Annotated in this window: 23 protein-coding genes; 10 read left to right on the top strand and 13 right to left on the bottom strand. The window is 56.3% G+C overall.

Features of this window, described 5'->3' with window-relative positions:
* The 5 genes from DEU53_RS04255 to DEU53_RS04235 are packed head-to-tail and all read left to right on the top strand — an operon-like array spanning position 1 to position 5104.
* The gene (locus DEU53_RS04255) at positions 1 to 915 is read left to right on the top strand and encodes an ABC transporter permease (RefSeq protein ID WP_110866134.1); all 915 of its coding nucleotides are present in this window, start codon (positions 1 to 3) and stop codon (positions 913 to 915) included.
* The gene (locus DEU53_RS04250) at positions 912 to 2315 is read left to right on the top strand and encodes a M20 family metallopeptidase (RefSeq protein ID WP_110866133.1); all 1404 of its coding nucleotides are present in this window, start codon (positions 912 to 914) and stop codon (positions 2313 to 2315) included. Before DEU53_RS04255 ends, DEU53_RS04250 begins: the two co-directional genes overlap by 4 nt.
* Positions 2315 to 3313: a 1-aminocyclopropane-1-carboxylate deaminase/D-cysteine desulfhydrase gene (locus DEU53_RS04245; protein ID WP_110866132.1), complete on the top strand. Its 999-nt coding sequence runs from the start codon at positions 2315 to 2317 to the stop codon at positions 3311 to 3313. The genes DEU53_RS04250 and DEU53_RS04245 overlap by 1 nt, the downstream gene beginning before the upstream one ends.
* On the top strand, positions 3313 to 4296 hold the full coding sequence (locus tag DEU53_RS04240) for an ornithine cyclodeaminase (RefSeq protein ID WP_110866131.1): 984 nt from the start codon (positions 3313 to 3315) through the stop codon (positions 4294 to 4296). Before DEU53_RS04245 ends, DEU53_RS04240 begins: the two co-directional genes overlap by 1 nt.
* Positions 4286 to 5104 carry a sulfurtransferase gene (locus tag DEU53_RS04235; protein WP_110866130.1) on the top strand — a complete coding sequence of 273 codons (819 nt, stop codon included), beginning with the start codon at positions 4286 to 4288 and terminating at the stop codon, positions 5102 to 5104. Before DEU53_RS04240 ends, DEU53_RS04235 begins: the two co-directional genes overlap by 11 nt.
* Here DEU53_RS04235 and DEU53_RS04230 read toward each other — a convergent pair.
* The 7 genes from DEU53_RS04230 to DEU53_RS04200 form a co-directional block, all read right to left on the bottom strand.
* Positions 5090 to 6697, bottom strand: a complete 1608-nt coding sequence (locus DEU53_RS04230) for an ABC transporter ATP-binding protein (RefSeq protein ID WP_110866129.1) — start codon at positions 6695 to 6697, stop codon at positions 5090 to 5092. The two genes, DEU53_RS04235 and DEU53_RS04230, sit on opposite strands and share 15 nt — an antisense overlap.
* A 181-nt stretch (positions 6698 to 6878) precedes the next feature.
* Positions 6879 to 7853, bottom strand: coding sequence for a sugar-binding transcriptional regulator (locus tag DEU53_RS04225; RefSeq protein WP_110866128.1), 975 nt, complete (start codon positions 7851 to 7853; stop codon positions 6879 to 6881).
* 230 nt (positions 7854 to 8083) lie between these two features.
* The gene (locus DEU53_RS04220) at positions 8084 to 8941 is read right to left on the bottom strand and encodes a phosphogluconate dehydrogenase C-terminal domain-containing protein (RefSeq protein ID WP_101764427.1); all 858 of its coding nucleotides are present in this window, start codon (positions 8939 to 8941) and stop codon (positions 8084 to 8086) included.
* A 4-nt stretch (positions 8942 to 8945) separates the two neighbouring features.
* Positions 8946 to 9755 (bottom strand): sugar phosphate isomerase/epimerase, encoded by an 810-nt coding sequence (locus tag DEU53_RS04215; protein ID WP_110866127.1) that lies wholly within the window; start codon positions 9753 to 9755, stop codon positions 8946 to 8948.
* Positions 9755 to 10528: a triose-phosphate isomerase family protein gene (locus DEU53_RS04210; protein WP_101764429.1), complete on the bottom strand. Its 774-nt coding sequence runs from the start codon at positions 10526 to 10528 to the stop codon at positions 9755 to 9757. The genes DEU53_RS04215 and DEU53_RS04210 overlap by 1 nt, the downstream gene beginning before the upstream one ends.
* A 3-nt stretch (positions 10529 to 10531) precedes the next feature.
* The gene (locus DEU53_RS04205; RefSeq protein ID WP_110866126.1) at positions 10532 to 12277 is read right to left on the bottom strand and encodes a dihydroxyacetone kinase family protein; all 1746 of its coding nucleotides are present in this window, start codon (positions 12275 to 12277) and stop codon (positions 10532 to 10534) included.
* Between the two features lies 1 nt (position 12278).
* Positions 12279 to 13613 carry an MFS transporter gene (locus DEU53_RS04200; RefSeq protein WP_101764431.1) on the bottom strand — a complete coding sequence of 445 codons (1335 nt, stop codon included), beginning with the start codon at positions 13611 to 13613 and terminating at the stop codon, positions 12279 to 12281.
* A gap of 447 nt (positions 13614 to 14060) precedes the next feature.
* Between DEU53_RS04200 and DEU53_RS04195 the strand changes: the two genes are divergently transcribed.
* Entirely contained in the window at positions 14061 to 14519 is a 459-nt protein-coding gene (locus DEU53_RS04195) for an RpiB/LacA/LacB family sugar-phosphate isomerase (protein WP_101764432.1), read from the top strand.
* 29 nt (positions 14520 to 14548) lie between these two features.
* A complete protein-coding gene (gene tkt / locus DEU53_RS04190) occupies positions 14549 to 16540 on the top strand; it encodes a transketolase (RefSeq protein WP_110866125.1) in 1992 nt (663 codons plus the stop codon).
* Between the two features lie 65 nt (positions 16541 to 16605).
* Here tkt and DEU53_RS04185 read toward each other — a convergent pair whose 3' ends face one another.
* The gene (locus DEU53_RS04185) at positions 16606 to 17211 is read right to left on the bottom strand and encodes a TetR/AcrR family transcriptional regulator (protein ID WP_110866124.1); all 606 of its coding nucleotides are present in this window, start codon (positions 17209 to 17211) and stop codon (positions 16606 to 16608) included.
* 99 nt (positions 17212 to 17310) lie between these two features.
* Complete coding sequence (locus tag DEU53_RS04180) at positions 17311 to 17991, bottom strand: type 1 glutamine amidotransferase domain-containing protein (RefSeq protein WP_110866123.1); 681 nt, start codon at positions 17989 to 17991, stop codon at positions 17311 to 17313.
* Positions 17992 to 18195: 204 nt separating this feature from the next.
* On the opposite strand from DEU53_RS04180, the gene DEU53_RS04175 reads away from it, so the two are divergent.
* Positions 18196 to 19212: a lipoate--protein ligase A gene (locus DEU53_RS04175; RefSeq protein WP_110866122.1), complete on the top strand. Its 1017-nt coding sequence runs from the start codon at positions 18196 to 18198 to the stop codon at positions 19210 to 19212.
* A gap of 34 nt (positions 19213 to 19246) precedes the next feature.
* Here the strand turns inward: DEU53_RS04175 and DEU53_RS04170 are convergent, their stop codons facing one another.
* Positions 19247 to 20638, bottom strand: a complete 1392-nt coding sequence (locus DEU53_RS04170) for a PTS transporter subunit EIIC (protein ID WP_110866121.1) — start codon at positions 20636 to 20638, stop codon at positions 19247 to 19249.
* Positions 20639 to 20942: 304 nt separating this feature from the next.
* Between DEU53_RS04170 and DEU53_RS04165 the strand changes: the two genes are divergently transcribed.
* Positions 20943 to 22142, top strand: coding sequence for an enolase C-terminal domain-like protein (locus DEU53_RS04165; protein ID WP_110866120.1), 1200 nt, complete (start codon positions 20943 to 20945; stop codon positions 22140 to 22142).
* Position 22143: 1 nt separating this feature from the next.
* Here DEU53_RS04165 and DEU53_RS04160 read toward each other — a convergent pair whose 3' ends face one another.
* Together DEU53_RS04160 and DEU53_RS04155 are read right to left on the bottom strand one after the other, a co-directional pair.
* A complete protein-coding gene (locus DEU53_RS04160) occupies positions 22144 to 22860 on the bottom strand; it encodes a GntR family transcriptional regulator (RefSeq protein ID WP_110866119.1) in 717 nt (238 codons plus the stop codon).
* Between the two features lie 85 nt (positions 22861 to 22945).
* Positions 22946 to 23617, bottom strand: a complete 672-nt coding sequence (locus tag DEU53_RS04155) for a pirin family protein (RefSeq protein ID WP_110866118.1) — start codon at positions 23615 to 23617, stop codon at positions 22946 to 22948.
* A 204-nt stretch (positions 23618 to 23821) separates the two neighbouring features.
* On the opposite strand from DEU53_RS04155, the gene DEU53_RS04150 reads away from it, so the two are divergent.
* On the top strand, positions 23822 to 24385 hold the full coding sequence (locus DEU53_RS04150; protein ID WP_110866117.1) for a TetR/AcrR family transcriptional regulator: 564 nt from the start codon (positions 23822 to 23824) through the stop codon (positions 24383 to 24385).
* A 2-nt stretch (positions 24386 to 24387) separates the two neighbouring features.
* Here DEU53_RS04150 and DEU53_RS04145 read toward each other — a convergent pair whose 3' ends face one another.
* Complete coding sequence (locus DEU53_RS04145; protein ID WP_233501656.1) at positions 24388 to 25053, bottom strand: TetR/AcrR family transcriptional regulator; 666 nt, start codon at positions 25051 to 25053, stop codon at positions 24388 to 24390.
* Positions 25054 to 25089: the final 36 nt, after the last annotated feature.

The raw sequence follows: 25089 nt of genomic DNA, 5'->3' as shown, positions 1-25089 counted from the left end.
ATGCTGAACATTCTGCTCAATCGCCTTGGCCAATCGGTATTAGTGCTGCTCGGCGTGTCGCTGCTGATTTTCTTTAGCCTGCACATGACGGGCGATCCGGCGGCGCTGATGATGCCGCCCGGCTCCAGCCAGCAGGAGATCGATACTTTTCGTCATAGCATGGGCTTTGATCGTCCGCTGCTGTGGCAATACAGCCACTATCTTGGCGGCGTGCTGCACGGGGATTTTGGTGAATCGCTGCGCTACAGCCAGCCGGTATTGGCGTTGATTGCCGAACGTCTGCCGGCGACGGCGCTGCTGGCGGTGAGTGCGCTGGCATGGAGTTCGCTGCTCGGTCTGCTGCTCGGCATTATCAGCGCCCTGCGGCCGCACAGCCTGTGGGATTTGTTATGCCGCCTGCTGGCCTTCTCCGGCCAGGCGATTCCGGTGTTCTGGCTCGGGCTGCTGCTGATTCTGCTATTCAGCCTGAAGTTACAGTGGCTGCCCTCCAGCGGTTACGGCACTTTCGCCGCGCTGGTGATGCCGGCGCTCAGTCTGGGTGCGTTTTACATGAGCGCCGTGGCACGCCTGACGCGCGCCAGCCTGCTGGATGTGCTGCAACAGGATTATATCCGCACCGCGCGCGCCAAAGGGCTCAGCGCCTGGCGCATCGTGGTACGCCACGGTTTGCGTAACGCACTGATTCCGGTGATCACCGTACAGGGCATGTATTTCGCCTCGTTGCTTGGCGGCGCACTGGTGACTGAGATTATTTTTGCCTGGCCGGGCATTGGTCGTCTGGCGATTCAGGCGATTCAAAACCGCGATTTCCCGCTGGTGCAGGCGATTGTGTTACTCGCTGCCGTGGTGTTCGTGGCGATCAATTTGCTGATCGACCTGCTCTATCTGGTGCTGAACCCGAGGATTCGTTTATGAGTCGTCTTGACGCCACGCTTGAACTGCTGAGTGAACTGACGCGCTGGCCAAGCGTGGCCGGTCAGTTATCCTCGCAGCGCGGGTTGGCCGCCAGGCTGGAACAGTGGATGGTGGCGCAGCTGAATGCCGTGATCGTCTATCCGGTGGCGTCTCAAACCGATGATGTCCCACCGCTGGTCCATGTACGCATCGATAACGGCAGCAGCAAAACCGTGGTGCTGTACAACATGTATGACGTAATGCCTGCGGATGATGCCGGCTGGGATGTGCCGCCGTTTGTCGGTGGCGTGTGTCACTGGGACGATCTCGGCGCGGTATTTGTCGGACGCGGTGCAGAGAACAATAAAGGCCCAGTCGCCGCCCTGCTGATTCTGCTACGTGAACTGCAGCAGAGCCAGCAGCTCGATTTTAATATTGAAATCCTGCTCGAAGGCGAAGAGGAAGTGGGCAGCGGCGCGCTGCGGCGATATCTGGCACAACAGCCTTGCCCGATTGCTCCCGCCGAAGCCGTGCTGTTTCCGTCACTGTGCGAATACGGTGGCGGCGCACCGCGCGTCTATCTCGGCTTTACCGGACTGGCCAGCGGACGCCTCAGCGTCACCGGCGGCGCATGGGGCGGACCGTCCTCCGCGATTCATGCCAGCAATGCCGGTTGGATCGCCAATCCTGCGTGGCGTTTAGTACAGGCATTAGATGCCATCGCGCCAGCAGAACACAGCGGCGTATTGGCGTGTCACGCCACGGACGATGAGGCGAATCAATTATTGGCGACCTTAGCCGCCGAATTCAGCATCGATGACGAACTGCAGTTCCGTCGCAGTCAGCGCCTGATGATCGCCGGCGATACGCTGAGCTGCCTGCAAACGCTGCTTGGCAGCGCGGTCTTGACGCTGGCAGAACTGCACAGCGATCCGCCAGGCGGACGCGGCGTCATCCCGTTCCGTGCCAGCGCGGAGCTGGCGTTTCGCATCCCGCCGGGTTTCGATCAGGACGCGATGATTGCCGACGTGCAGCAGCGGCTGGCACAAGCCGATTTAGTTGGCAGCGAGCTGCACCTGTTTGATCGCTATCCCGGCGTGCGCTTTAGTCGCAGCGCCAGCGGCGTCGATGCCCTAATCGCCAGCTATCAAACGCTGGGCGCGGCACCGCAAATCTGGCCGTGGGCGCCGGGCTGTGCGCCCGCCTACGCTTTCGCGGCCGTTGCCCCCGCCTTTCTGATTGGCGGATTAGGCCACGGCGGCAACGCGCACGCCGTCAATGAGTTTGTCACGCTGGCGGGGCTCGAACGCTTCCAGCAATCCATGAGCTTATGGCTCAACGCATTCAATGATTCGGCCATTGGCCGGGTCGCGCCACACCAGGGAAACACCGCAGTACACAAAAATAAAGGTAGTAAATAATGAAATCAGTAGAAGAGTTTGAACGCGTTCCGCTCGGCTTCTTCCCCACTCCTCACGAGCCGCTGCTGCGGCTCAGTGAGGCACTTGGGATTACGCTGACGATCAAACGTGATGACTACAGTGGCTTCGGCGGCGGCGGCAACAAAGTCCGCAAGCTGGAGTATCTGATGGCGGAGGCCTGCAAAACAGGCGTGAATGTGGTGATCACCACCGGCGGGCATCAGTCGAACCACGCCCGCATGGTGGCTGCCGCCGCACGCAAGTTTGGTATGCGTCCGGTGCTGGTGTTGCGGGGCAATCCGCCCGCAAGCTGGCAGGGTAATCTGCTGCTGGATAAGCTGTTCGGGGCCGAGGTGCAGTTCCTCGATCCCGACGGCTATTTCAGCCAGATTGAAGGTGCGATGCAGGCGCACGCGGATGCGGCTCTCGCGCAAGGTGAAACCCCCATGATTATTCCGCTGGGTGGCGCAACGCCACTCGGCGCATTGGGTTATGTACGCGCAGTGGAAGAGATAGCGGCGCAGCTGGCACCCAGCCAGATGCCCGCACCCGATTTCATCGTCGCGCCCACCGGTTCCGGCGGCACGCTGGCGGGATTGCATGTGGGCACGCGTCGCTATTGGCCCAATACTAAGGTGATTGGCGTGAGCGTCAGCGCCAAAGCCGACTGGTTCCAGCCACGCATTGCCGGCATGGCGCAGGATTGTGCCGATCTACTGCAATGGCCGCAGCAGTGGCAGCCGGAGGATATCTGGATTGAGGATGGTTATGTCGGTCAGGCGTACGGCGTGCCATCGGACGGCGGCATCGCTGCCATCTATCAACTCGCCCAACTGGAAGGGGTGCTGCTGGATCCGGTCTACACCGGTAAAGCGATGCACGGCCTGTTCTCGCTGGTCGAACAGGGGCGCATTCCGCAGGGATCGCGCGTGACCTTCGTGCATTGTGGCGGTTCTCCGGCGCTTTATCCCTTCGCCGATCGCCTGCTGGAGGCGTAATGGAAGCCTTATTGCGTGTACTGGATGAAGCCACCGTCGCGCAATTAGGCGGCGGGGATGTCGCTTTAGCGCTGGAAGACGTCAAAGCGGTGATTCAGCTGATGCGTCTCGGCGAGGCGCAGATGCCCGCTGAAAATCACATCGATCTCGGTACGCCGCTCGGTAAAGCTTATGCCTTACCGGCGCGCGTTGGCGGCAGCTACAATGCCGCAGGCGTGAAGTGGACGGCACATCGTCCACAGCGACCAGATGCGTTGCCCGCCGCCCTAGCCGTGACCCTGATTAACGATGCGCAGAGCGGCATTCCGCGCGGCTTGCTGGCCAGCGGGGCACTCACCGCGGCGCGCACTGCGGCGGTGAGCGCACTGGCGTTACAGCTGGCCGCACCGCGTCCGGTAAAGCGCGTGCTGCTGCTCGGCGCCGGTTTACATGCTCAGGCGCATCTGCGCATGCTGCAGCAGCTGTTTCCGCAGCTGGAACAGATTGGCGTGTGGAATCGCTCCCCTTTTAAACTCAGTGCGTTGCGCGAAGTGCAGATCGAAACCGATCTGCCGCTCGCTCTGGCGCAGCCTTATGACGCCGTGCTGACCTGTACCAGCGCCGACCAGCCGATTGTCGACGCCGCAGCGGTACGTCCCGGCAGGATCATTTTGCAGGTCGGTTATCACGAAGTGAGTTTTGCCGCCATCAAAGCCAGCAGCAAGGTGGTGGTGGATGCGTGGGGCGATTTTGCCCAGCGCAGCGCCAAAAGCCTGTTCCAGATGTTCCGCGCCGGGGAGTTTGCTGAGCAGGATGTGGCGGCCGATCTCGCCGCGCTGCTGCTGGATCACTGGCGTCCACAGCCCGATAACAGCGTCTATTTCTCCTCGTTTGGCCTCAATGTGTTTGATATCGCCCTCGCCGCCCGCGTGCTTCAGGCCGCCGAGCATGACGAGCTCGGTTCGTTGCAGTCGCTGTTTTCAGGAGTTCTGCATGATCATTGATGTGCTTTCACTGCATCAGCGCCAGGCGCGCGGCGAAGCGTTTCTGCTGATCGATGTCCGCGAATTTGCCGACTGGCAACGCGCCACCTTGCCTGGCGCGCAGCACTGTAACGTCTACGACTATTTTATTGAGGATTGTAGCGAGACAGGTTTAGCGGTGATGGCAGCCGAAGCCGCCACCGCGCTGCAGCCGATGTTTACCGCGTATCCCAACGCCACGCCGGTGTTTTTCGAACAGCAGGTTGGCATGCGTTCTCCGCGCGGCGCCTGGTTCGCCTGGCTGCTCAAGCGTGATGATGCGCTGATTCTGGATGGCGGCGTGGATGCGTGGATTGCGGCAGGCTATGAACTCGCGCCGGGATTGGGATTAAGCCGCACCGTGGCGCATCCACCGGCAGCAAACGCACCCGCGTGGAATCGCGAGCTGGTGTGCAGCCGTGAACAGGTACTAGCAGCGGATGGCGTGGCGGTAATCAACGTGGATGCCCGTCGCCCCAGCGAGTTTGACGGCAGCTTTGCGCATGCCTGCTGCCAGCGTGCTGGACGGATTCCGCATTCTCAGCTGCTGTTCTGGGAAGATGTCATCGCCAGCGGCCATTTCTTATCAGCGCCGCAGATTGCCGCACGCGCCGAGGCGGCAGGACTGAGTAAAAACGCGAAGTTGCAGGTTTATTGCCATCGTGGTGCCCGCGCCGCCACGGTGTTGGCGGCGTTAAAACTGGCGGGCTATCCCCATGTTTCGGTGTACGTCGGTTCCTGGCACGAATGGGCCGAACATCACGAACTGCCACTGTTACACGGCGGCTGATCGCAGCGCCAGCGCCTGCTGCACGTCCGGCGCAGCGGCGAGCAGTTGGCGGGTGTAATTGTCCTGTGGATGGTTAATCACGCTGGCGGTCGCGCCCGATTCCACAATCCTGCCGTGATACATCACCACCACGCGATCGCACAACTGACGCACCGCGCCGAGATCGTGGCTGATAAACAGCACCGATAATCCCAGCTTGTGGCGCAGCGTATTAAACAGCGCCAGAATCTGCCCGCGCACCGATAAATCCAGCGCCGCTACCGCTTCATCCGCCACCAGCAGCTTCGGCTCCATCGCCAGCGCGCGCGCAATGGCAATACGCTGACGCTGGCCACCCGAGAACGCGCCCGGCAGACGGGTGGCATGTTCGGCCTTCAATCCCACCAACGCCAGCAGCTCTTTGACCCGCGCATCCACCGCCGCGCCTTTGCGCAGTTGCCAGACGCGCAGCGGTTCGGCGATCTGCTCACCAACCGGGATTTTCGGATTCAGGCTGGCATAAGGATCCTGGAAAATAATCTGCGTGTGGCGACGTAAGCTATGCAGCTGACGGCCCTGCAAATGCTGCCCCTGAAAATGCACTTCGCCGCCATCCGCCGTAATCAGACCAATCGCCGCACTGCCCAATGTGGTTTTACCGGAGCCGGATTCGCCAATCAGTCCGACAATTTCGCCCTGCGCAATCGACAGATTCGCCGGATGCAACACGGTTTGCCGTTTGGCCGGCCACAGCGGCATGCGGCGCGGCAGCGGATAGCTTTTACTGATGTCGCGCAGCACCAGCAGCGGCGGCTGTGCAACCGGCGCAGTCACCTCGGGGATTTGCGCTGCCGAAGCAGCAATCAATTTGCACGTGTAAGGATGCGTTGGCGCGCCGAGCGTACTCAGCACCGCGCCCTGCTCAACCAGCTGCCCTTGCTGCATCACGCAGACGCGGTCGGCGTAGCGCGCCACCACCGAGAGATCGTGGGTGATCAACAAGATCCCCATGCCCATCTCCTGTTGCAGTTCCTGCAACAGCGCCAGAATTTGCGCCTGAATAGTCACGTCCAGCGCGGTGGTCGGCTCATCGGCAATCAATAACTCCGGCTGACCGCTAATGGCACTGGCGATCATCACCCTTTGCCGCATGCCACCCGACAGCTGATGAATATACTGCCGCGCGCGCTGCGCTGGATTGACGATGCCGACGCGATCCAGCAGCGCTATCGCTTCCTGCTGCGCCTGTTTCCAGCCAAACTGACGATGCCGCACCAGCACTTCGGCAATCTGTTCACCAATACGCAGCGTGGGATTCATGCTGGTCATCGGCTCCTGAAACACCGTGGCGATGCGGCAACCACGCAATTGCTGGGTTGTGCGCGCATCCAGCGGCTCGCCATTGAACACCACGCGGCCGCCACTCTGCTGCACGCCCGCCGGCAACAAACTCATCAGCGCCAGCGAGGTCAAGGTTTTGCCAGATCCCGATTCGCCAACTAACGCCAGGATTTCCTTGCGATCGAGATGAAAAGAGATGTTATCCACCAGCAAGCGCTGATCGTGAGTGTGCAGCGAGAGATTTTCAACCGAGAGCAAGCGCGCGTTAGTCATCAGGCAGGGATTCTCAACAAGGAAAAATACAGGATATATCCTGAACATAGTACGAACAAGACCGTTAAGTTATGGCACTGCGCGTGGCGGCATAAGGCTGTACGCCAGGTTTAAAATACGCCGTATTAACGGCGATGATCGCCGGTGATGTCCTAATGAATAAACCCAGTGAAGCGTTTAACTAAATCTTCTCCTGCGACAAACTCAGAATGGTGCGGATGTTCTGCGCGGTGGTGGCGATAATATCGATCGCGCCAGTGCGCAGTGCGCCGAGGATCGCCATCGCTTTGGTATTTTCCGCGGCAATGGCAATCACGCAGGGAATCTTGCGGAGTTCATCAATGCTCAGCCCAATGACGCGATCGTTCATCACGGTATCCACGTGCTGGCCCTGCGAATTAAAAAAGTCGTAGCCGGCGACATCGCCCGTCACGCCCTGATTAACGCTGGCGTCGATGATTTCGTGCGGTGTGAACCAGCCGAGTTTCACCATATAGCTGTTTTCGTTCATGTCGCCGATGCCCACCAGCGCCACGTCGGCTTTACGCGCGCGGTCCAGCGTCTCTTTGATGGTGCCGTTTTGCATAAACGCATCGCGCAACGCGCGGTTCTCAACATAAGCGGGCGCGTAAAGCGTTTCGCTGATGCCGCCGAACTTCTTCGCCAGACGACGGCTGATATGGTCGGCGTTAATGGCATCACCGGGACGATGCGTGCCGCCAATACCGCTGATAAACAGACAATTACGCGTCGGCACCTGGCCGGGATAATCGGCGACAGCGGCCACGTTGCGTCCTTGCCCAACGGCAACAATGGCGTCGTCTTTCAGCGACTGCGCTAAATGTGACGACACCAGCGCGGCGACCTGACGTCGCTGCTCTTCCTGATCGGGCTGATCGAGCGCTATCAGCGCACGTTGCAGTTGTGGGAAGCGATTTTGCAGCTGTTGTTCGAGGCGGGTGCTGAAGACGGGATGGTAGCGCACGTTGATTTCGACGATGCCCTCTTCGCGTGCGCGTTTGAGCAGCCGGCCGACTTTAATGCGGGAAATACCAAACTTACGCGCAATCTCCTCCTGGGTGATTTCGTCCTGATAATAGGCGACAGCTATTTCCGTCAGCAGCTCGGAGTCCTGAGAAAGCGTGTTTTTTTCCATCCGTAACCTGTCTTATTTGAGATCGTGTATTAATGCCATTCGGTTAAGTACTGATTGCAATAACCGCACCTACTGTAGCGGCGCGATTCATCGCGCAACAAATTGCGCCGCTACAGTAGGTGCGTGCTGTTTGGTCTTAACTGACATGATTACACCAAAGGAAGGAGTTATATCATTGATACGACTCGCTTCGCCAGACCACAGCGCCGCGAGTCGATCGAGCGTCACGCTTAGCGCTTGATGGCGTCGATTTTCAGCATACGGGCAATCACGATATCCAGCTCTTTCTGATCGAAGATCTGTTTCCAGTCAGGTTTCACAATCTTCTCACGACCGTACTCCATGGCGATCATGCAGGCATCCGAGAACGGGTTGGTCGCGCGGAACGCCACGGCGAGCGCGATCTGAATATGGCCGTACAACATCGCTTTAGCCGCTTCTTCCGGCACGCCGCTGTGCTTCACGGTTTCATCCAGCGCCTCTTTCATAAACGCACCCACCATGCAGGCTACGGTTTCCACCAGCGTCGGTTCCAGATACGCCAGCTGCGTCACGGTGACCCAATGCACCTGCTCCACCGGGCCGTACATCACGCTGATCACCTTGCTCAGCTCGGCTTTCTGCTCATCAGAACCAGTTTCATAGGAAGCCGCCACGTGCTGAATCGCCGCGATACCGCCAAAGGCATCGGCATGTTCTTCTTTGGTGTAACGCTCAAGGAATACCGACGGATGGCAAGGATGCGCCACCGCGTATTCAATGCCATCACGATGGGCGATCAGATTGGCGTAGGCCGCCGCCGGATCCAGCGTCAGCAGAATCGCGCCCGGTTTCATCTGTGGCACCACGCCTTCAGACACTTTGCCCAGCACGATATCCGGCACCGCCAGAATCACCACGTCGCTCAATGGCACCACGGAGGCGGCATCAGAAAGTTCGCGCCCCTGCGCGCTCACCTGCTCTTGCGCCTTGGGGGAGTTCTCACAGTAAAACACCTGGTAATCGCTTTTCTGGAAGTTTGCAGAAATACGCATACCCATTTTGCCGCCCGCGCCAATCACGGTGATGGTTTTCAGTTGCACGCTCATGTTGTTACTCCTGATCTTGTTTACTACGTAAGAATTCCACGGTGCGGCGAGTCCATTCGGCTTCTCGCTCGCAGGTTACGGCGGCATCGTCTTGCCACGGCAACCAATGTTCGACGATTTGGTTAATGCCTTTATCCGCCGGGCGCACGCTGGCGATCATCCGGTCGTAATCCAGCAAGCCTTCGCCCATCGGGCAGCCGGCAAAGGTAAAGCCGATCCAGCCATCACGGCGCGTGAAGGCAAAGTCTTTGATGTGCAGATTGCCGACGCGCGCGGCGGTGTTGGCAATCACCTGCTCTGGCAGTTCGAGTCCGGCGACACAATTGGCGGGGTCGAGACACACGCCGAGCCACGGCGACAGAAACTTGTTGATCACTGACATCATCGCGCCGCTGTTCACCTGCTCGTATGTCTCCAGACAGAGACGCACCTGCTGGCGGGCAAAATCCGGCAACACTTTGCCAATCAGCTCGGCGGCTTCGTCGAGCGTGGGACGGTGATCGGCGGTGTAGAACATCGAACGAATGACGCGCGCATCAAGGATTTCCGCCATGTGCAGATAACGACGCAGATGCGCAGTGCCGAGGCCGCGCGTGCCGAGTTCCAGCGTGATGCCGAGCGCATCAGCCTGCTGACGCAGCGTCAGCAGCTGTGCGTCAGTCCAGCTTTCAATCGCCGGGTAATCGCAGATTTGAAACACCGACACATCCAGTTCGGCGGTCTGTTGCAGCATCTGCTCCAGCGTCAGCGGATGAGGGACTTTCGACGACATGCGCCAGAAAAAGGCGTAGGTACTGAGTCCGATACGGCTCATTAACGGCGCTCCTGAGCCAGCTCACTGGCTTCATCAATAATTTGTGCCAACGCTTTGGGATCGTGGGCAAAGCGACCCAGAAACAGGCCATTTACGTCCGCGCCAAGGCGCTGAATCAGTCCCGGACCGGCACTGCCGCCGTAAATGATTTTCAGGGTGATGCCGGGCGGCGTGGCGAGCTGCTGCAATCCGGCGCAGACGGCGCGGATGTAGCTGTCCGGTGCCGGTTGCGGCGCACCAATTGCCCACTGCGGTTCATAGGCAAAGAACACTTCGCCCTTTAAGCCCTGCTGCGCCGACTCGGCCAGCGCTTCGGCCAGCTGCTGCTGGCACAGCGCGATTGCCTGCTGCGGTTCTGCCTGCACTTCTTCACCGATACACAGCACCGGCGTGATGCCATGACGCAGCGACATCGCCACTTTGGCAGCAATTTGCACTTTATCTTCGTGGAAATGACGACGGCGCTCAGCGTGACCAATTTCGGCCAGCGAGCAGCCTAACTCCTGCAACATACTGGCGCTGACTTCGCCGGTCCAGGCTCCGTTCTCAGCCTGGCAAACATCCTGAGCGCCGAAGCGCACCGGCGTGTCAGCGAAGATGGCTGCAACCGCCGGAATCGCCGGATAAGCCGGTAACACAAACAAGCCCACGTCGCCGTTTTTCACCGCAGCATGGTCGGCTAATGCCGCTACATCACGACACCATTGCAAGGTTTGCTGATAGCCGAAGTACATTTTTAAACTGACGCCGAGCCAGATTTTTGGCTGAGACATGCTTCAAGCTCCTTGTTCAGAGGCACTGTGTTCTTTTAGCAGATCGCCGACGGTATTGACGATCAATGCCAGCGAAATGGCTCCGGCATCCGGCGTGCCAACGCTTTTTTCTGCCAGCGGACGCGCACGCCCCATTTTTGGCACCAGCTGCGCGGTGTCCTGCGCAGCTTTATCGGCCACCTGCGCCGCCTTCAGCCAGGCGTCCGTTAACGACGCACCGGCGGCAACCGCCTCGTTCAGGCTGTCGCTGAACGGCACCAGCACATCCACCATGGTTTTATCGCCAACGCGCGCTTTACCAAAGTGCATAATGCCTTCTTTTGCTTCACGCACGCCGGTGGCCACACGCTGTGCATCTGGTGTCTGACGATCGCCAAGCGCGGTACCCAATGCAGTGAGCGCCACACCCCACAACGCGCCGGACGTGCCACCGGCTTTATCGGCCCACGCATCCGCCGCGCGGCACAGCAAGCTGCCCGCCCCGGCACCGCGCGCAGCGACTTCACGCGCTTTCTCAACCGCGCCCAGCACGCCGCGCTCCATGCCGATACCGTGGTCGCCGTCACCGGCCACCGCATCGATATCGCCAAGACGCTCAGCGTTACGCTGTAACATTTCCGCCACGGATTCGAGCAGTTGGAGCACGAGTTTCGCGCTTTCTTGCGATTCCGCGGTGGCTGCTGGCAAGGCTTCTTCCGTGCTTTCAACGCGCTCAGCGGCGCTTAACGGTTCGGCCACCAATACGCTGCCTTTGCGGTACGCTGGCGTATTGGTCGGCGCGCGCCACAAGGTTTCCAGCTGATCGTCCAGCCACATCAGCGTCAGTGACGCACCGGCCATATTGAAGCTGGTGACAAACTCGCCGACGTCCGGCTCAACCACCTGCAGGTTGGCGGCCTCCAGCAGTTGCGCGACGCGACGATAGACAACAAACAGCTCTTCGTATTTCACCGAGCCCAGACCGTTGAGGATCACCGCCACGCGCTGACCGTCAGCTTGCGGGATGTCGGCTGGCAGTTCATTGAGCAAGCGCTCCACGAAGATCTCGGCCAGCTCATCCGCACTCGGCATGTCGGTCTCTTTAATCCCCGGCTCGCCGTGAATGCCCAGTCCCAGCGCCATGCGCCCTTTTTCTACTTCAAACAGCGGATGCGAAGCGCCCGGCAGGCTGCAACCGGAAAACGCCACGCCAAACGTACGCGTGCGTTGATTCGCGTGCTGTGCCAGCTGCAGGACCTGTGATAAATCGTGACCTGCTTCAGCCGCGGCGCAGGCGGCTTTGAACACACACAGATCGCCAGCCACACCGCGACGCTTCTCCAGCTCATCTTTACCCGCGCTGGAGATATCGTCGGTCACCGCCAGCACTTCGCAGGCAATGCCTTCCGCCCGCAGACGCTCGCACGCCTGGCCGAAGTGCAGCACATCCCCGGCGTAGTTACCGAACATCAGCAACACGCCCGCGCCGTTATGGGCCGCACGCGCTACGTTGTAGATCTGCTGCGCCGACGGCGAAGCGAATAAGTTACCCATCGCCGCGCCGTGTGCCAGACCTTGTCCAACCAACCCGGCGAACGCAGGATAGTGACCGGACCCGCCGCCCACAATCACCGCCACCGTATTCGGCTGGCTGCGGGTGCTGCGCACCACGCCTCCGGCGATCTGACGGACTTTATCGGCGTTGGCGGCGACAAAGCCTTCGATAAGCTCAGCGGCAAAGGCTGAAGGTTGGTTAAACAGGTACGTCATATTAATGCTCCTGAGCTAAAGAGGTCGGCTGAGACGGCGAGCGACGGCGATTAAGTAACAGCATGAGGAACGCGGACAGCAGCATGAATCCACCCACCACAAACATCGGCAAGGCGTAGCTGTTGGTAGCATCATGCAGCGCGCCGGTGATGTAGCCCGCGGAGAAGCCCGCTACGTTTCCTAAGGTATTGATCAAGGCAATGGCTGCGGCGGCAGACGCGCCGGTCAGGAACTGCGTGGGTAAGGTCCAGAAATTCGGCAGTGCAGCGAAGATGGAGCTGGCGGTGATCGCAATCACCATAATGGTGGTGAACGGCGAATCCATATACAGCGCCAGCGGCACGCTGATGCCGCCTGCCAGCGCTGGAATGGCGATATGCCAGGTTTTGCAACCGCGACGCGTGGCATCTTTCGACCAGAAGAACATCACCACCGCCGCAATCAGATACGGCACGCCGGTAATCAGCCCTTTCTGCATCACGTTAAAAGTGGTACCGAACTGCTGCTGGAAGCCCGCGATAATGGTTGGCAGGAAGAACGCCAGCGCATACAGGCCATAAATAAAGCCGAAGTAAATCAGGCACAGCATCCAGACGCGGCCGTTGCCCATCACCGAGCGCAGGCTGTGTTTTTGATGGCCCTGCTTCTGTTGATGCTCGGCTTCCAGTTCGGTGGTCAGCCAGGTTTTCTCTTCGGCGGTCAGCCACTTGGCCTGACGCGGCGAATCCACCAACCAGAACAGCGCGACGATACCAATCAGAATCGCTGGAATCGACACGCCCATAAACATCACGCGCCAGCCTTCCATGCCGAACAGGCCGTGCTGCTGAATCAGGGACGCGGCTAATGGCGCACCGAACACCACCGTTAGCGGCTGGGCAAGATAGAACAGCGACAGGATTTTGCTGCGATGACGTCCCGGCACCCACATGCTGAGGTAGAGAATCGCGCCTGGGAAGAAGCCGGCTTCAGCGATACCCAGCAGCAGACGCAGCGTATACAAACCTTCCACACTGCTCACCCAGGTGAACAGCAGCGAGACAATACCCCAGCTGATCATGATGCGCGCCAGCCAGCGACGCGCGCCGAACTTATGCAGCGCCAGGTTGCTTGGCACTTCCAGCAGAATGTAGCCAATAAAGAAGATGCCCGATGCCAGGCCAAACTGCAGCGCGGTGAGGCCGAGGTCTTGCGTCATGCCGTTGGGGCCGGCAAACGAAATCGCGGTGCGATCGAGGAAGTTGATGAAGAACATCAGCGCCACGAACGGCACTAAGCGCCAGGAGATTTTTCTGATGGTGGATTGTTCCACCGCTGTCATTGATGGTTGGTTCATAACGCACCTCCACGACGTGCGTGAGTGATCATTTCTTGATGTGGTGTTGACCAATCGCCAAAGAGGCGCTGGCTGCAGGAGTACTGAGAGGTACGGTGTAAATGACACATGTTCGAGTCCTCGATGGGTCTTCTTGTACATTGGTATAGTCATGCGAACATATGAACACTACACGGATAATTGTGCATCTCTCAACTGCAACACGCGAAAGTGTGAGCGGCTTCATGAGATCTGATTTTGGTCAATTTATCGGATTACTGCGCCCATACGGCTCGGCACAGGCGGTTTAACAGGGTTTTCTGAGGCAATCAGGCGCGATCCTGAAGGCAATTCATATGAACAACCATTGAACATATGATTGATTTTGTGGCAGGCTAACTATGAACATCTTCTCGCCTGCTGAACAAACGTGCAGGCGTCATTGCATACCCCTGCTGGAGAACGACGATGAAAACTATCGCAATTGGCGCCGATGATGCGGCTATCGAATTGAAAAATGTGATTAAAAAGCTGCTGGAAGAGAAAGAATATGTGGTGACGGATTATACCAATGACGCGCAAAACGACCGTCCGATGTACCCGGATGTGGCATTTGCGCTCGCCACCGCCATCCAGAAGAACGAATTTGAGCGCGGCATTCTGCTGTGCGGAACCGGCATCGGTGTGGCGATTGTCGCCAACAAGGTAGAAGGCGTACGCGCGGCGCAATGCCACGACACCTTCTCTGCCGAACGTGCTCGCAAGAGCAACAACGCGCAGATCATGACCATGGGCGCGCGCGTCATCGGGCCTGAGCTGGCGAAGAACATTGTTAATGCCTGGCTGGCATCGGAATTTGAAGGTGGCGGCTCAACCGCCAAAGTAGACAAAATCGGTTACTACGAACAAGTATCCCACGCTAAATAAGCGCCGACGTCACATCTCTGGAGAACCTTATGTCGACACGCCGGGAAAGAGCCAACGCCATCCGCGCTTTGAGTATGGATGGCGTACAACAAGCCAATTCGGGACATCCGGGCGCCCCGCTGGGCATGGCGGACATCGCTGAAGTGTTGTGGCTCGACTATTTGCAGCACAATCCACGCAATCCTCACTGGGCTAACCGCGACCGCTTCGTTTTATCGAACGGTCACGGCTCGATGCTGATTTACAGCCTGCTGCACCTGAGCGGTTACGATTTGCCGCTCAGCGAATTAAAAAATTTCCGTCAGCTGCACTCTAAAACGCCGGGGCATCCTGAATACGGTTACACCGCAGGCGTTGAAACCACCACCGGCCCGCTGGGTCAGGGCATCGCTAACGCAGTGGGTTTTGCCATTGCCGAGCGCACGCTGGCGGCGCAGTTCAACCGTCCGGGTCATGACATCGTAGACCATAACACCTACGTGTTTATGGGCGACGGCTGCATGATGGAAGGCATCTCACACGAAGTCTGCTCCATCGCCGGTACGCTGAAGCTGGGCAAACTGGTTGCTTTCTATGACGACAACGGCATCTCCATCGACGGTCACGTTGACGGCTGGTTCACCGACGATACCGCCAAACGTTTCGAAGCCTACGGCTGGCACGTGGTGCGCGGCGTTGACGGTCACGATGCGGACGCGATTAAAAAAGCGGTGGAAGAAGCCAAAGCGGTTTCCGACAAGCCTTCACTGCTGATGTGCAAAACCGTTATCGGTTTTGGTTCGCCGAACAAAGCCGGTACGCACGACTCGCACGGCGCGCCGCTGGGTGCCGATGAAATCGCGCTGACCCGCAAGCAGCTGGGCTGGAACCACGGTCCGTTTGAAATCCCTTCAGACATCTACGCGCAGTGGGATGCCAAAGAAGCCGGTCAGGCGAAAGAGTCCGCGTGGGACCAGAAGTTTGCCGCCTACGCCGCCGCACATCCGGAGCTGGCTGCCGAGTTTAAGCGCCGCGTGAACAATGAGCTGCCGGCGAACTGGGCCAGCGAGTCGCAGAAGTTCATCGAGCAGCTGCAGGCCAGTCCGGCGAAAATCGCCAGCCGTAAAGCCTCGCAGAACGCCATCGAAGCCTTCGGTAAAATCCTGCCGGAATATCTGGGCGGCTCCGCTGACCTGGCGCCAAGCAACCTCACCATGTGGTCCGGCTCGAAGCCAATCAACGAAGATGCGGCGGGCAACTACATCCATTACGGCGTGCGCGAGTTCGGTATGACCGCCATCGCCAACGGTATCGCGCTGCACGGCGGCTTCCTGCCGTACACCGCCACCTTCCTGATGTTCGTCGAGTATGCGCGTAACGCCGCACGTATGGCCGCGCTGATGAAAATCCGTCAGATCATGGTGTACACCCACGACTCGATTGGTCTGGGCGAAGATGGCCCGACGCACCAGCCGGTTGAGCAGATGGCCAGCCTGCGCGTGACGCCAAACATGAGCCTGTGGCGCCCGTGCGACCAGGTTGAGTCAGCGGTGGCGTGGAAGTACGCGATTGAACGCGTGGACGGCCCGTCGGCGCTAATCTTCTCGCGTCAGAACCTGGCGCAGCAGGATCGTAGCGCTGAGCAGCTGGCTAACGTGGCGCGCGGCGGTTACGTGCTGAAGGACAGCGAAGGTACGCCAGAGCTGATCCTGATCGCCACCGGTTCAGAAGTGGAACTGGCGGTGGCGGCGTTTGATCAGCTGACGGCGGAAGGCCGCAAGGTGCGCGTGGTGTCTATGCCATCCACCGACGCCTTCGACAAGCAGGACGCGGCGTACCGTGAATCCGTGCTGCCAAAAGCGGTTGCCGCACGCGTGGCGATTGAAGCGGGTATCGCGGATTACTGGTTCAAATACACCGGCCTGAACGGCGCGATCGTCGGCATGACCACCTTCGGTGAGTCAGCGCCTGCGGATCAGCTGTTCAAAGAGTTTGGTTTTACCGTTGAGAACGTGGTTAACACGGCGAAATCGGTTTTGTGATTTGAGGTCGCTATCAATGGCGACCCAACAAAATAAAGGGCGACTCTGTTGAGTCGCCCTTTTTACTAAGCGGTGATACGAATGATCTTTTGCGTCATGCTCATGGCGGAATCAAATGGGCCGGTATTGCGCACGATTTTCACCATCACGCTGGCGCCCACCCACAGCTGATACAGGCTTTCCGCCACGCGGCTCGGTTTGTCATCAATAGACAACGAACCTTCCTCAACACCCGCTTCTAACGCATCCGCCAGTCGCGCGATAATGCCGGCCGTGCCGGTCTGTAGCGTGCCGCGCATGCTATCCGAGAGATCGGCAACTTCCGCGGCTAGCTTCACCGCCAGACACTTGCCCTGACAATCAGAGAACGATTGCGATTCACGCCACAGCTGCCAGTAATTCATCAGCCGCTGCGCCATCGTCAGGCCCGGCTGGCTCAAGGTCGCGTCAAGCTCAGCCAGATAATCATCGAAATAGCGCGCCAGCATATCCACCCCAAAAGCCTCTTTCGAGCTGAAGTAGTGATAGAACGAGCCTTTTGGCACACCGGCATCGGTGAGGATTTCATTTAATCCGACAGCCGAAAAACCCTTGCCGGCCATAATGCGTTGGCCAGTGGCAAGGATGTGATCGCGGATTTCATTGCTATGCAATTGGGATGTAGTCGTCATAGCGGTAGATTACCAAATACTAGACCAGTCGTCTAGGTGCTGAACATGCGTTTACTGCTGCAATAAGGGAGGCGGACAGCGGTTCGCCTCCCGATGCGTTTATTGCGCCAGTTGCTTGATCAACTGTTGCGCCGTCTCTGCTGAAGACGTTGGGTTTTGTCCGGTAATCAGCAAACCATCGCTGACGACATAGGAACTCCAGTCCGCGCCTTTCGAATACAAACCACCCTTCGCAATCAGCTCGTCTTCCACCAGGAAAGGCACCACCAGAGTCAGGCCAACCGCTTCCTCTTCGCTGTTGGTAAAACCGGTGACTTTACGGCCTGCTACCAGCGGTTTTCCTTCCGGTGTTTTGACGTGGCGCAGCACGCCCGGCGCATGACACACCAACGCAACGTGCTTGTTGGCGGCCAGGAAGCCTTCGATCAGCGCGATTGAGTGCTGATCTTCTGCTAAATCCCACAGCGGACCGTGACCGCCTGGGTAAAACACCGCGTCGAAATCGGCTGGCGATACGCTGTCCAGACGCACGGTGGCGGCAAGTTGCGCGGTTGCTGCTGCATCAGCTTCAAAGCGATGCGTTTGCTCCGTCTGGAAATCGGGTTCATTGCTTTTAGGATCTAACGGCGGATTGCCGCCTTTCGGTGACGCCAGCGTGATTTCTGCGCCAGCATCTTTGAAGGCGTAGTAAGGCGCGGCCAGCTCTTCCAGCCAGAAACCGGTTTTGCGGCCGGTGTTACCCAATTGGTCGTGTGAGGTTAGAACCATAAGAATCTTCATCATCAATCTCCTGCTTGCTGGATTAAACGTCTAAACTAGACCAGTCGTCTAGCACTTGAATTCAAAGTAACAGCTAATAGACCAGTCGTCTAGAGATTAATTCATTTTTATTATTGAAATGGAATGCGCTGCTGTTTCTTACCTTTCGATCCGCTTCAGCGTACTCTGTCCCGGTTTGCCCTTTCTCATGGAACTGGAGGAATGATGTCCACCCTACGTTTGCTAATATCTGATTCACACGATCCCTGGTTTAACCTCGCGGTAGAAGAGTGCATTTTCCGCCAGATGCCGACAACGCAGCGCGTGCTGTTTCTCTGGCAGAACGCCGAAACCGTGGTTATCGGACGCGCCCAGAATCCGTGGAAAGAGTGCAACACGCGGCGCATGGCGGAAGACGGCATCAAGCTGGCGCGACGCAGCAGCGGTGGCGGCGCGGTGTTTCACGATTTGGGCAACTGCTGCTTTACCTTTATGGCCGGCAAACCGGAATACGATAAATCGGTCTCCACGGCAATTATCCTGCACGCGTTGGAACAGCTCGGCATTCCGGCTGAAGCCTCAGGTCGCAACGATATCGTGGTGAACGTGGATGGCGAGGTGCGCAAGATTTCCGGATCTGCTTACCGTGAAACGCCGGATCGCGGTTTTCATCACGGCACCTTTTTGATGAATGCTGATTTGTCGCGTCTCGCCGATTACCTCAATCCAGACAGCAAAAAGTTACAGGCGAAAGGCATTACCTCGGTGCGATCGCGCGTGGCCAACATTGCTGATTTGGTGCCAGGCATTAGCTTTGAGGCGATCTGCCGTGAGGTGATTGCCGCCTATTACGATTACTATCAGGAAGAGTGCGAGCCGGAGCATATCTCCCCCGCCGCACTGCCTGATTTGCCCGGTTTTGAAGAGCAGTTTGCGCGACTAAGCAGTTGGGAATGGAATTTTGGTAACGCACCGGATTTCTCGCATCTGCTGAATGAGCGTTTTGTCTGGGGCGGCGTTGAGATCCACTTTGATGTCGAACGCGGAGTGATTTCTCTCTGCCAGATTTTCACCGACAGCCTGAACCCTTCGCCATTAGAAACGCTGGCGTTGCGTCTGCAGGGCGCGGTGTATCGACCTGAAACCGTATTGGCGCAATTAGCGCAGTTGAAAGCAGAATATCCTCAGCAGATGAATGAGCTGAGCGAGCTGGAAAGCTGGCTGGTGGCGAGTGTGAGCTAAGCGTAAATTGGTCGCCATAAATGGCGACCAAACATTACTTATTCTCGGGCTGTACGACTAAATCCGGTTCTTTGCCTACCAACATTAATGTCAGACTAAACGACATAATAAGCGCAATGGCGACGCCGGAAATGGCCCAGATAAAGTACGGGCCAATATAGGCCGGCAAACTGAATATACTGGAAAGAATATAGCCGTATAAACGCACGCCAAAGAAACCGATAAAGGCCGAAGCCAGCGCACTGGAAACCGTTGCCGCAATAAAGGCTTTTTTGTAGCGCGTTAGCACGCCAAACAACGCCGGTTCTGTAATGCCTAATAATGCTGAAATGGCGGCTGAAAGTGTGACCACTTTGTCCTGACGATTTTTAGTCAATTTCCAGATAGCAAATGTAGCTCCGGCAATCGACATATTTGCCATAAACATCATCGGCATCAACATATCATAACCGCGATCGCTGAAATTCTGCAGCGCAATCGGTGTCATCGCGTGATGCATGCCGGTTAGCACCGCAACGGGGCGAATGGCACCGACAATTAAGCCAGCAAAGCTCGCTGAGATACTGAATAAGCCCTCAATAAACAGCGCCAAACCTTTGCCAAGCCAAATACCCATCGGGCCAATTACCACCAGCGCGGTCAATGCCGCCAGGAACAGCGTTAAGGTTGGGGTAAATACGGTTTTCAATACTTCCGGCATAATACGATCCACCCCGCGATGGATATAGCTGAGAGCCAGAATAGAGAAGATGACCGGGATAACGCTGGAAGCATAATTAAATACCGAAACCGGCAGCACGCCCATCAGCCAAAATGCGCTTACTGCGCCCTCCTGATGCGCCGCCAGCGATTTTGCCGCATCGATTAAAGAGGGATACATTAAACACGCCGCCACGGCTGCGGCTAAATACTCGTTGGTTTTAAAGATTTTGGCGGCAGAGACCGCTAAAAAGAACGGCAGGAAATAGAACACGCCGCTGGCGATTAAATCAATCACCATCACCGTATCGCTTTTGGCCGAGACCAGCTGTAACGCCACTAATCCAGCCAGCAAGCCTTTGATCATCCCGGCACCAGCAATGGCGGGAACAATCGGGCCAAATACGCCCGAAACGGTATCCATAAACAGCGATACAAGGCTTTTGCGCGCTTTCTGGTTTTGCGCGGGCTGAACGCCATCGTTATTTAACGCCGGAACGATTTGCTCATACCAGCTATTGACCTTGGGCCCGATAATAATCTGGAATTGTTCACTCTGCATTTGCGCGCCCAATACGCCGGGCAAGGTTTTAATTTCGCTCTGGTTAACTTTATTGTCATCAATAAGGTCAAAGCGCAGACGCGTCATGCAATGCCAGACTTTATTGATATTATTCTTCCCACCCACTAAGTGGATTATATTTTTTATTACTTCCTGCGTTCCCATACGTGCTCCTGAGGGAAGAAAAACAGCCTGATGAAATCTGCACTGGATGGTAATAAATGACACTCAACAAAACAAACCAATAAATCATGACTGCGATCACAAAACCCGCTGCAACAGGGCTATTAAGTTTTAAAATAGCAAATTGGTCTGTTTTTATCGCGATAAATACTCTTTTTTACTGACCAATATTTATTGGCTGAAAAAGGGTTTGCGTCTCAATAAAAACCCGGTAATGATACGCCAAAATAGCTTATCAACAGGCCTTGAAATTGAGCGCAGTGACTGCGCCACAGGAGTATTTCACGTGACCCCAACCCTTATTGAAAGTATTGAGTGCTTTATTACCCGCCCCGATCGCCATAACCTTATTACCGTACGTGTTACCACCAATAAAGGGATTACCGGTCACGGCTGCGCCACCTTTCAACAGCGCCCTTTAGCGGTAAAAACCATGGTGGATGAGTATCTGGTGCCGCTATTAGTTGGACGCGATGCCAACAATATTGAAGACCTGTGGCAGATGATGAACGTTAATGCCTATTGGCGTAACGGGCCGGTGACCAACAATGCCATTTCGGGCGTGGATATGGCGCTGTGGGATATTAAATCGCAGTTAGCCGATATGCCTTTGTATCAGCTTTGGGGCGGCAAAGCGCGCGATGCGATTGCAGCTTACACCCATGCCAGCGGTGAAACGCTGGAGGAACTTTATACCTCCGTTGATAACGCCTTAGAGAAAGGCTATCGCCATATCCGCTGTCAGCTGGGCTTTTACGGCGGAACGCCGAAAGAACTCCACGCACCGGAAAATAGCACCTCCGGCGCTTATTACTCGCAGCAAGAGTACATGACGAATACGGTCGAGATGTTCCGCGCGTTGCGGGAGAAATACGGTCACTGTTTTGAAATATTGCATGACGTGCATGAGCGCTTATTCCCGCAGCAGGCCATTCAGCTGGTAAAACAGCTTGAGCGGTATATGCCCTACTTCCTTGAGGATGTGCTCCCACCCGCGCAAACTGGCTGGCTAACGCAGTTGCGTCAGCAAAGCGCGGTGCCGTTAGCGTTAGGCGAATTATTTAATAATCCCGCAGAATGGCACGAATTAATTGTCAATCGTCGCATCGACTTTATTCGTTGTCACGTCTCGCAGATTGGTGGTATTACGCCGGCATTGAAACTGGCTGCACTGTGTCAGGCATTTGGTGTGCGACTGGCATGGCACGGACCAGGCGATATGACGCCGATTGGCGTGGCGGTTAATACACATCTGAATATTCATCTGCACAATGCTGCGATTCAGGAATTTATTCCACGCTCAACGCTGACGGATGCCATTTTCCCCGGCGCGCCGGAAATTAAAAATGGCTATCTCTATCCGCCGCAAGCATCAGGTATTGGCGTCGGCTTTGATCAGGCGTTAGCGGAAAAATATCCGGTGGTTTATCGTCCGCATGAATGGACGCAGAGTCGCCTGCCAGACGGCACCATGCACACGCCATAAGTTAGCGCTGTTGCTGGCGGAAACGCAGATTATCCGGGTTATGCGGAATCAGATAGGTGCAGGTGTAATGAATATCCACGATATCGCTGATTTCATACACCTGCCCACCCTGCAAAATACCACGATTAATAATGTGCATCGCCGGACTGCCTTTTTTACAACCCAGTAGCGTCGCCTGTTCGCGGTTAACGCTAATCGCACGATAGCTGGTGAGTAAATGTGAGATTTGGTAGCCTTTGGACAACACATATTGCTGTATCGAGCGCTCAATAATCTCACCGTTGAGATCGGTAAATAAGGTTGCGGGCATACGCGATATTTCAATTTGTACTGCCACATTATCGACATAGCGCAGGCGGGAAAACTCCCAGATAAAGGCGTTGTCGTTAATGGCGAATATCTGTTGCTCATCACTATCGGGGCGTCTTTTACGCAGGTTGAGTGAGCGGTAATGCATCTGATCAAAGCGCTTTTCGGTGATCGAATTATAAACCAGCGGGTTATTACGTACCGTTTCATTAATCCAGATACCTGATCCCTGCACGATACGTACCGCGCCGATACTCACCAGTTTCTCCAGCGCCTGGCGGATAGTGAAACGCGATACGCCATATTCCTCGGCCAGCTGGCGTTCTGGCGGTAATTTGCGTGGCGCGGAGGTATCTTCCTGATAGATCTTGCTCAGCAAATCCTGGGTAACGAACTCTTTCTTTTTCATTGAATTACCCTCCTCCGGTGTTTTATCCGCAGATGATAGCACGATGTTATGAGGAGGATGGGTTAGGTGCCCATGAATGGCGGCTCTACAGGCTTTTCTGCACCAGAAACGCAATCAGCGTTGCATCCCGCTCGCCCATCAACGCTGGCAAAGCCTTGTTATCGCTGACGGAATCGCCTTTGTGCATCCGTTCATTATCCATACGCACAATGCCGTCCAGCACGGTAATCCAGCTGGAAAAGCCTGCACGCTGTGGCACATCCACCTGTTTGCCGCGCTCCAGTTTCAGGTCATAAATGTATACCGCCTGATTCAGCGCCAGCGGCGCCTCACTGCCGTGCGGCCCTGCCAGTAACGTCCATGCGTTTACTGTCGCACCGTCCGCGCGGGTAAAGGTATTGACCTGCGGCTCACCGCCGGTTTGCGCTGGATTAATGGTGGCCTGCAACATCTCGGTTTCGATAAAAGGCGCAGACTCGGCAAAGCGCATGCCGCTACCGGCACTCAGCAGCAGCGCGCGTTTGGCGTTAAGGGAGTGCGTTTCACCCTGCTCGGTGCTGTGCAGCAGCGAACCGCGCCAAACGTAGCTGAAAATCTCGCTATTCTGATGAGAATGCAGCGGGATAGTGGCATCCAGTTGCAGCGTCATTTGGTCGACAATCGCCAGCGGTCCAAACGCTTCACCGGGACGCTGACGGCGAATGGTGAAAGGACCATATTCAAACAGCTGATCGCGTTGGGCGCGCAGGATGTTCATGATGTTATTCCTTGATGATTTTTTCTGTCCACCATCATAGAGGTCTGAAAAATCATGAACAGCAGGCAAAACTGCTCGCTTAAATCAAAAAAACTGAACAACGCTAAAGCGCCGAAATAATCAGGTTGGGTTAATGTTTTTATTCATCGCCAGTACAGCTTTAATTGCGTAAAATAGCCGCTTTATTCTGTGAGTGTAATAATCATGAACCGAAGCGAACAGATCCTGGCCGCCGCCGAGCAATGCATGCGGCTGAAGGGCTTTCACCAGACATCGATTCAGAATATTGCCAACCAGGCCGACGTCAGTATTGGTTTAATTTATAAATACTATAAAAACAAAGAGGCGATCATTGAGGCATTAGTCACCAATGTGGTGCAGCGGATGATCACGCTACTCAATGCCGACTTTGAACGTATCGCGCATATGAAGGGACATTATCACGAAGCGGAAGATATTGTGCCGGCGGCAGTGGAAAACAGTATTATTCTGCTGATGGAAGTGTCATCTGAAGCCACGCGTAATAATCGCATCCAACAAATCATGCTCGATGCCTGGCATGAGCTTAAAAATAATTTTATTGCTCAGGAGCAGGCGCTTCACCCCGAGCAGGATGCCAATGCCATTCACACCCGCTTATATGTGATGTCGCTAATTATTGACGGCATTATTATTCGCCGCTGCATGAAGCAGCGCGATATGGCGCCGGGCTTTATGCCGTTTTTCAATGCGGTGGTGAATGATGTCTATCCGCACGGTGCGATGTAAATTCAGCCGAACAGATGCTGGCTGAGAACGCCGTTAACCCGCTGCATTTCACGTTGGTCCAGGTCGCTATCGCCGAAGGCGCGACAGGCGACGCCATCGACCAGCAGCAATAAAAATTGAATGCGATTGGCGCGCTGTGTTGGATCGATATCAGGTTGTTGCGCGCGAAAAATAGCCGCTAACTCAGCAAGTAATAATTGCTCCTGCTGGGCCAGAATGGTACGCACCGATTCATTACGCGACGCCTCAGAATACATTTCCAGTAATAATTTCCGGTCCTGACTCGGCCAATGCCGCCAGAATGGCGAATCAGCGTTGATAATATCCTGAGTCGATTGTTGTGCGGGCAAGTGTTGTATTAAAAACAGGCGCCAATTCTGCGCGATGCTTTTTATGGTTTCCATCATAATAAGCTCTTTACTGTTAAAGTAACGATATATTTGCCCTGCCCCTAACGCAGATTCACGGCTAATATCCGCCATGCTGGCGCCATGAAATCCGGAGCGACTAAAACAGACTTTCGCCGCAGAAATCACCTGCTGCTGACGCTGTAAGAGAAAATCGTCATGTTCAGAGTGACTCACATTGGCTCCGAAAAAGAATTTATCGTTTATTCCCGTCATCATACGTGATGCGTTTCCGGTGAGAAACCCAGACAATGTTTCCAATTCTTGCTTCCCCGCACGCAGGCATTGTAGCGGCGC

Origin of the sequence: Pantoea sp. AG1095 (assembly GCF_003208415.1) — a bacterium.
In the GTDB taxonomy this organism is placed as follows: domain Bacteria; phylum Pseudomonadota; class Gammaproteobacteria; order Enterobacterales; family Enterobacteriaceae; genus Pantoea; species Pantoea leporis.
The sequence above is the reverse complement of the archived record's forward strand: the minus strand, read 5'-3'. Positions and strand labels throughout refer to the sequence as shown.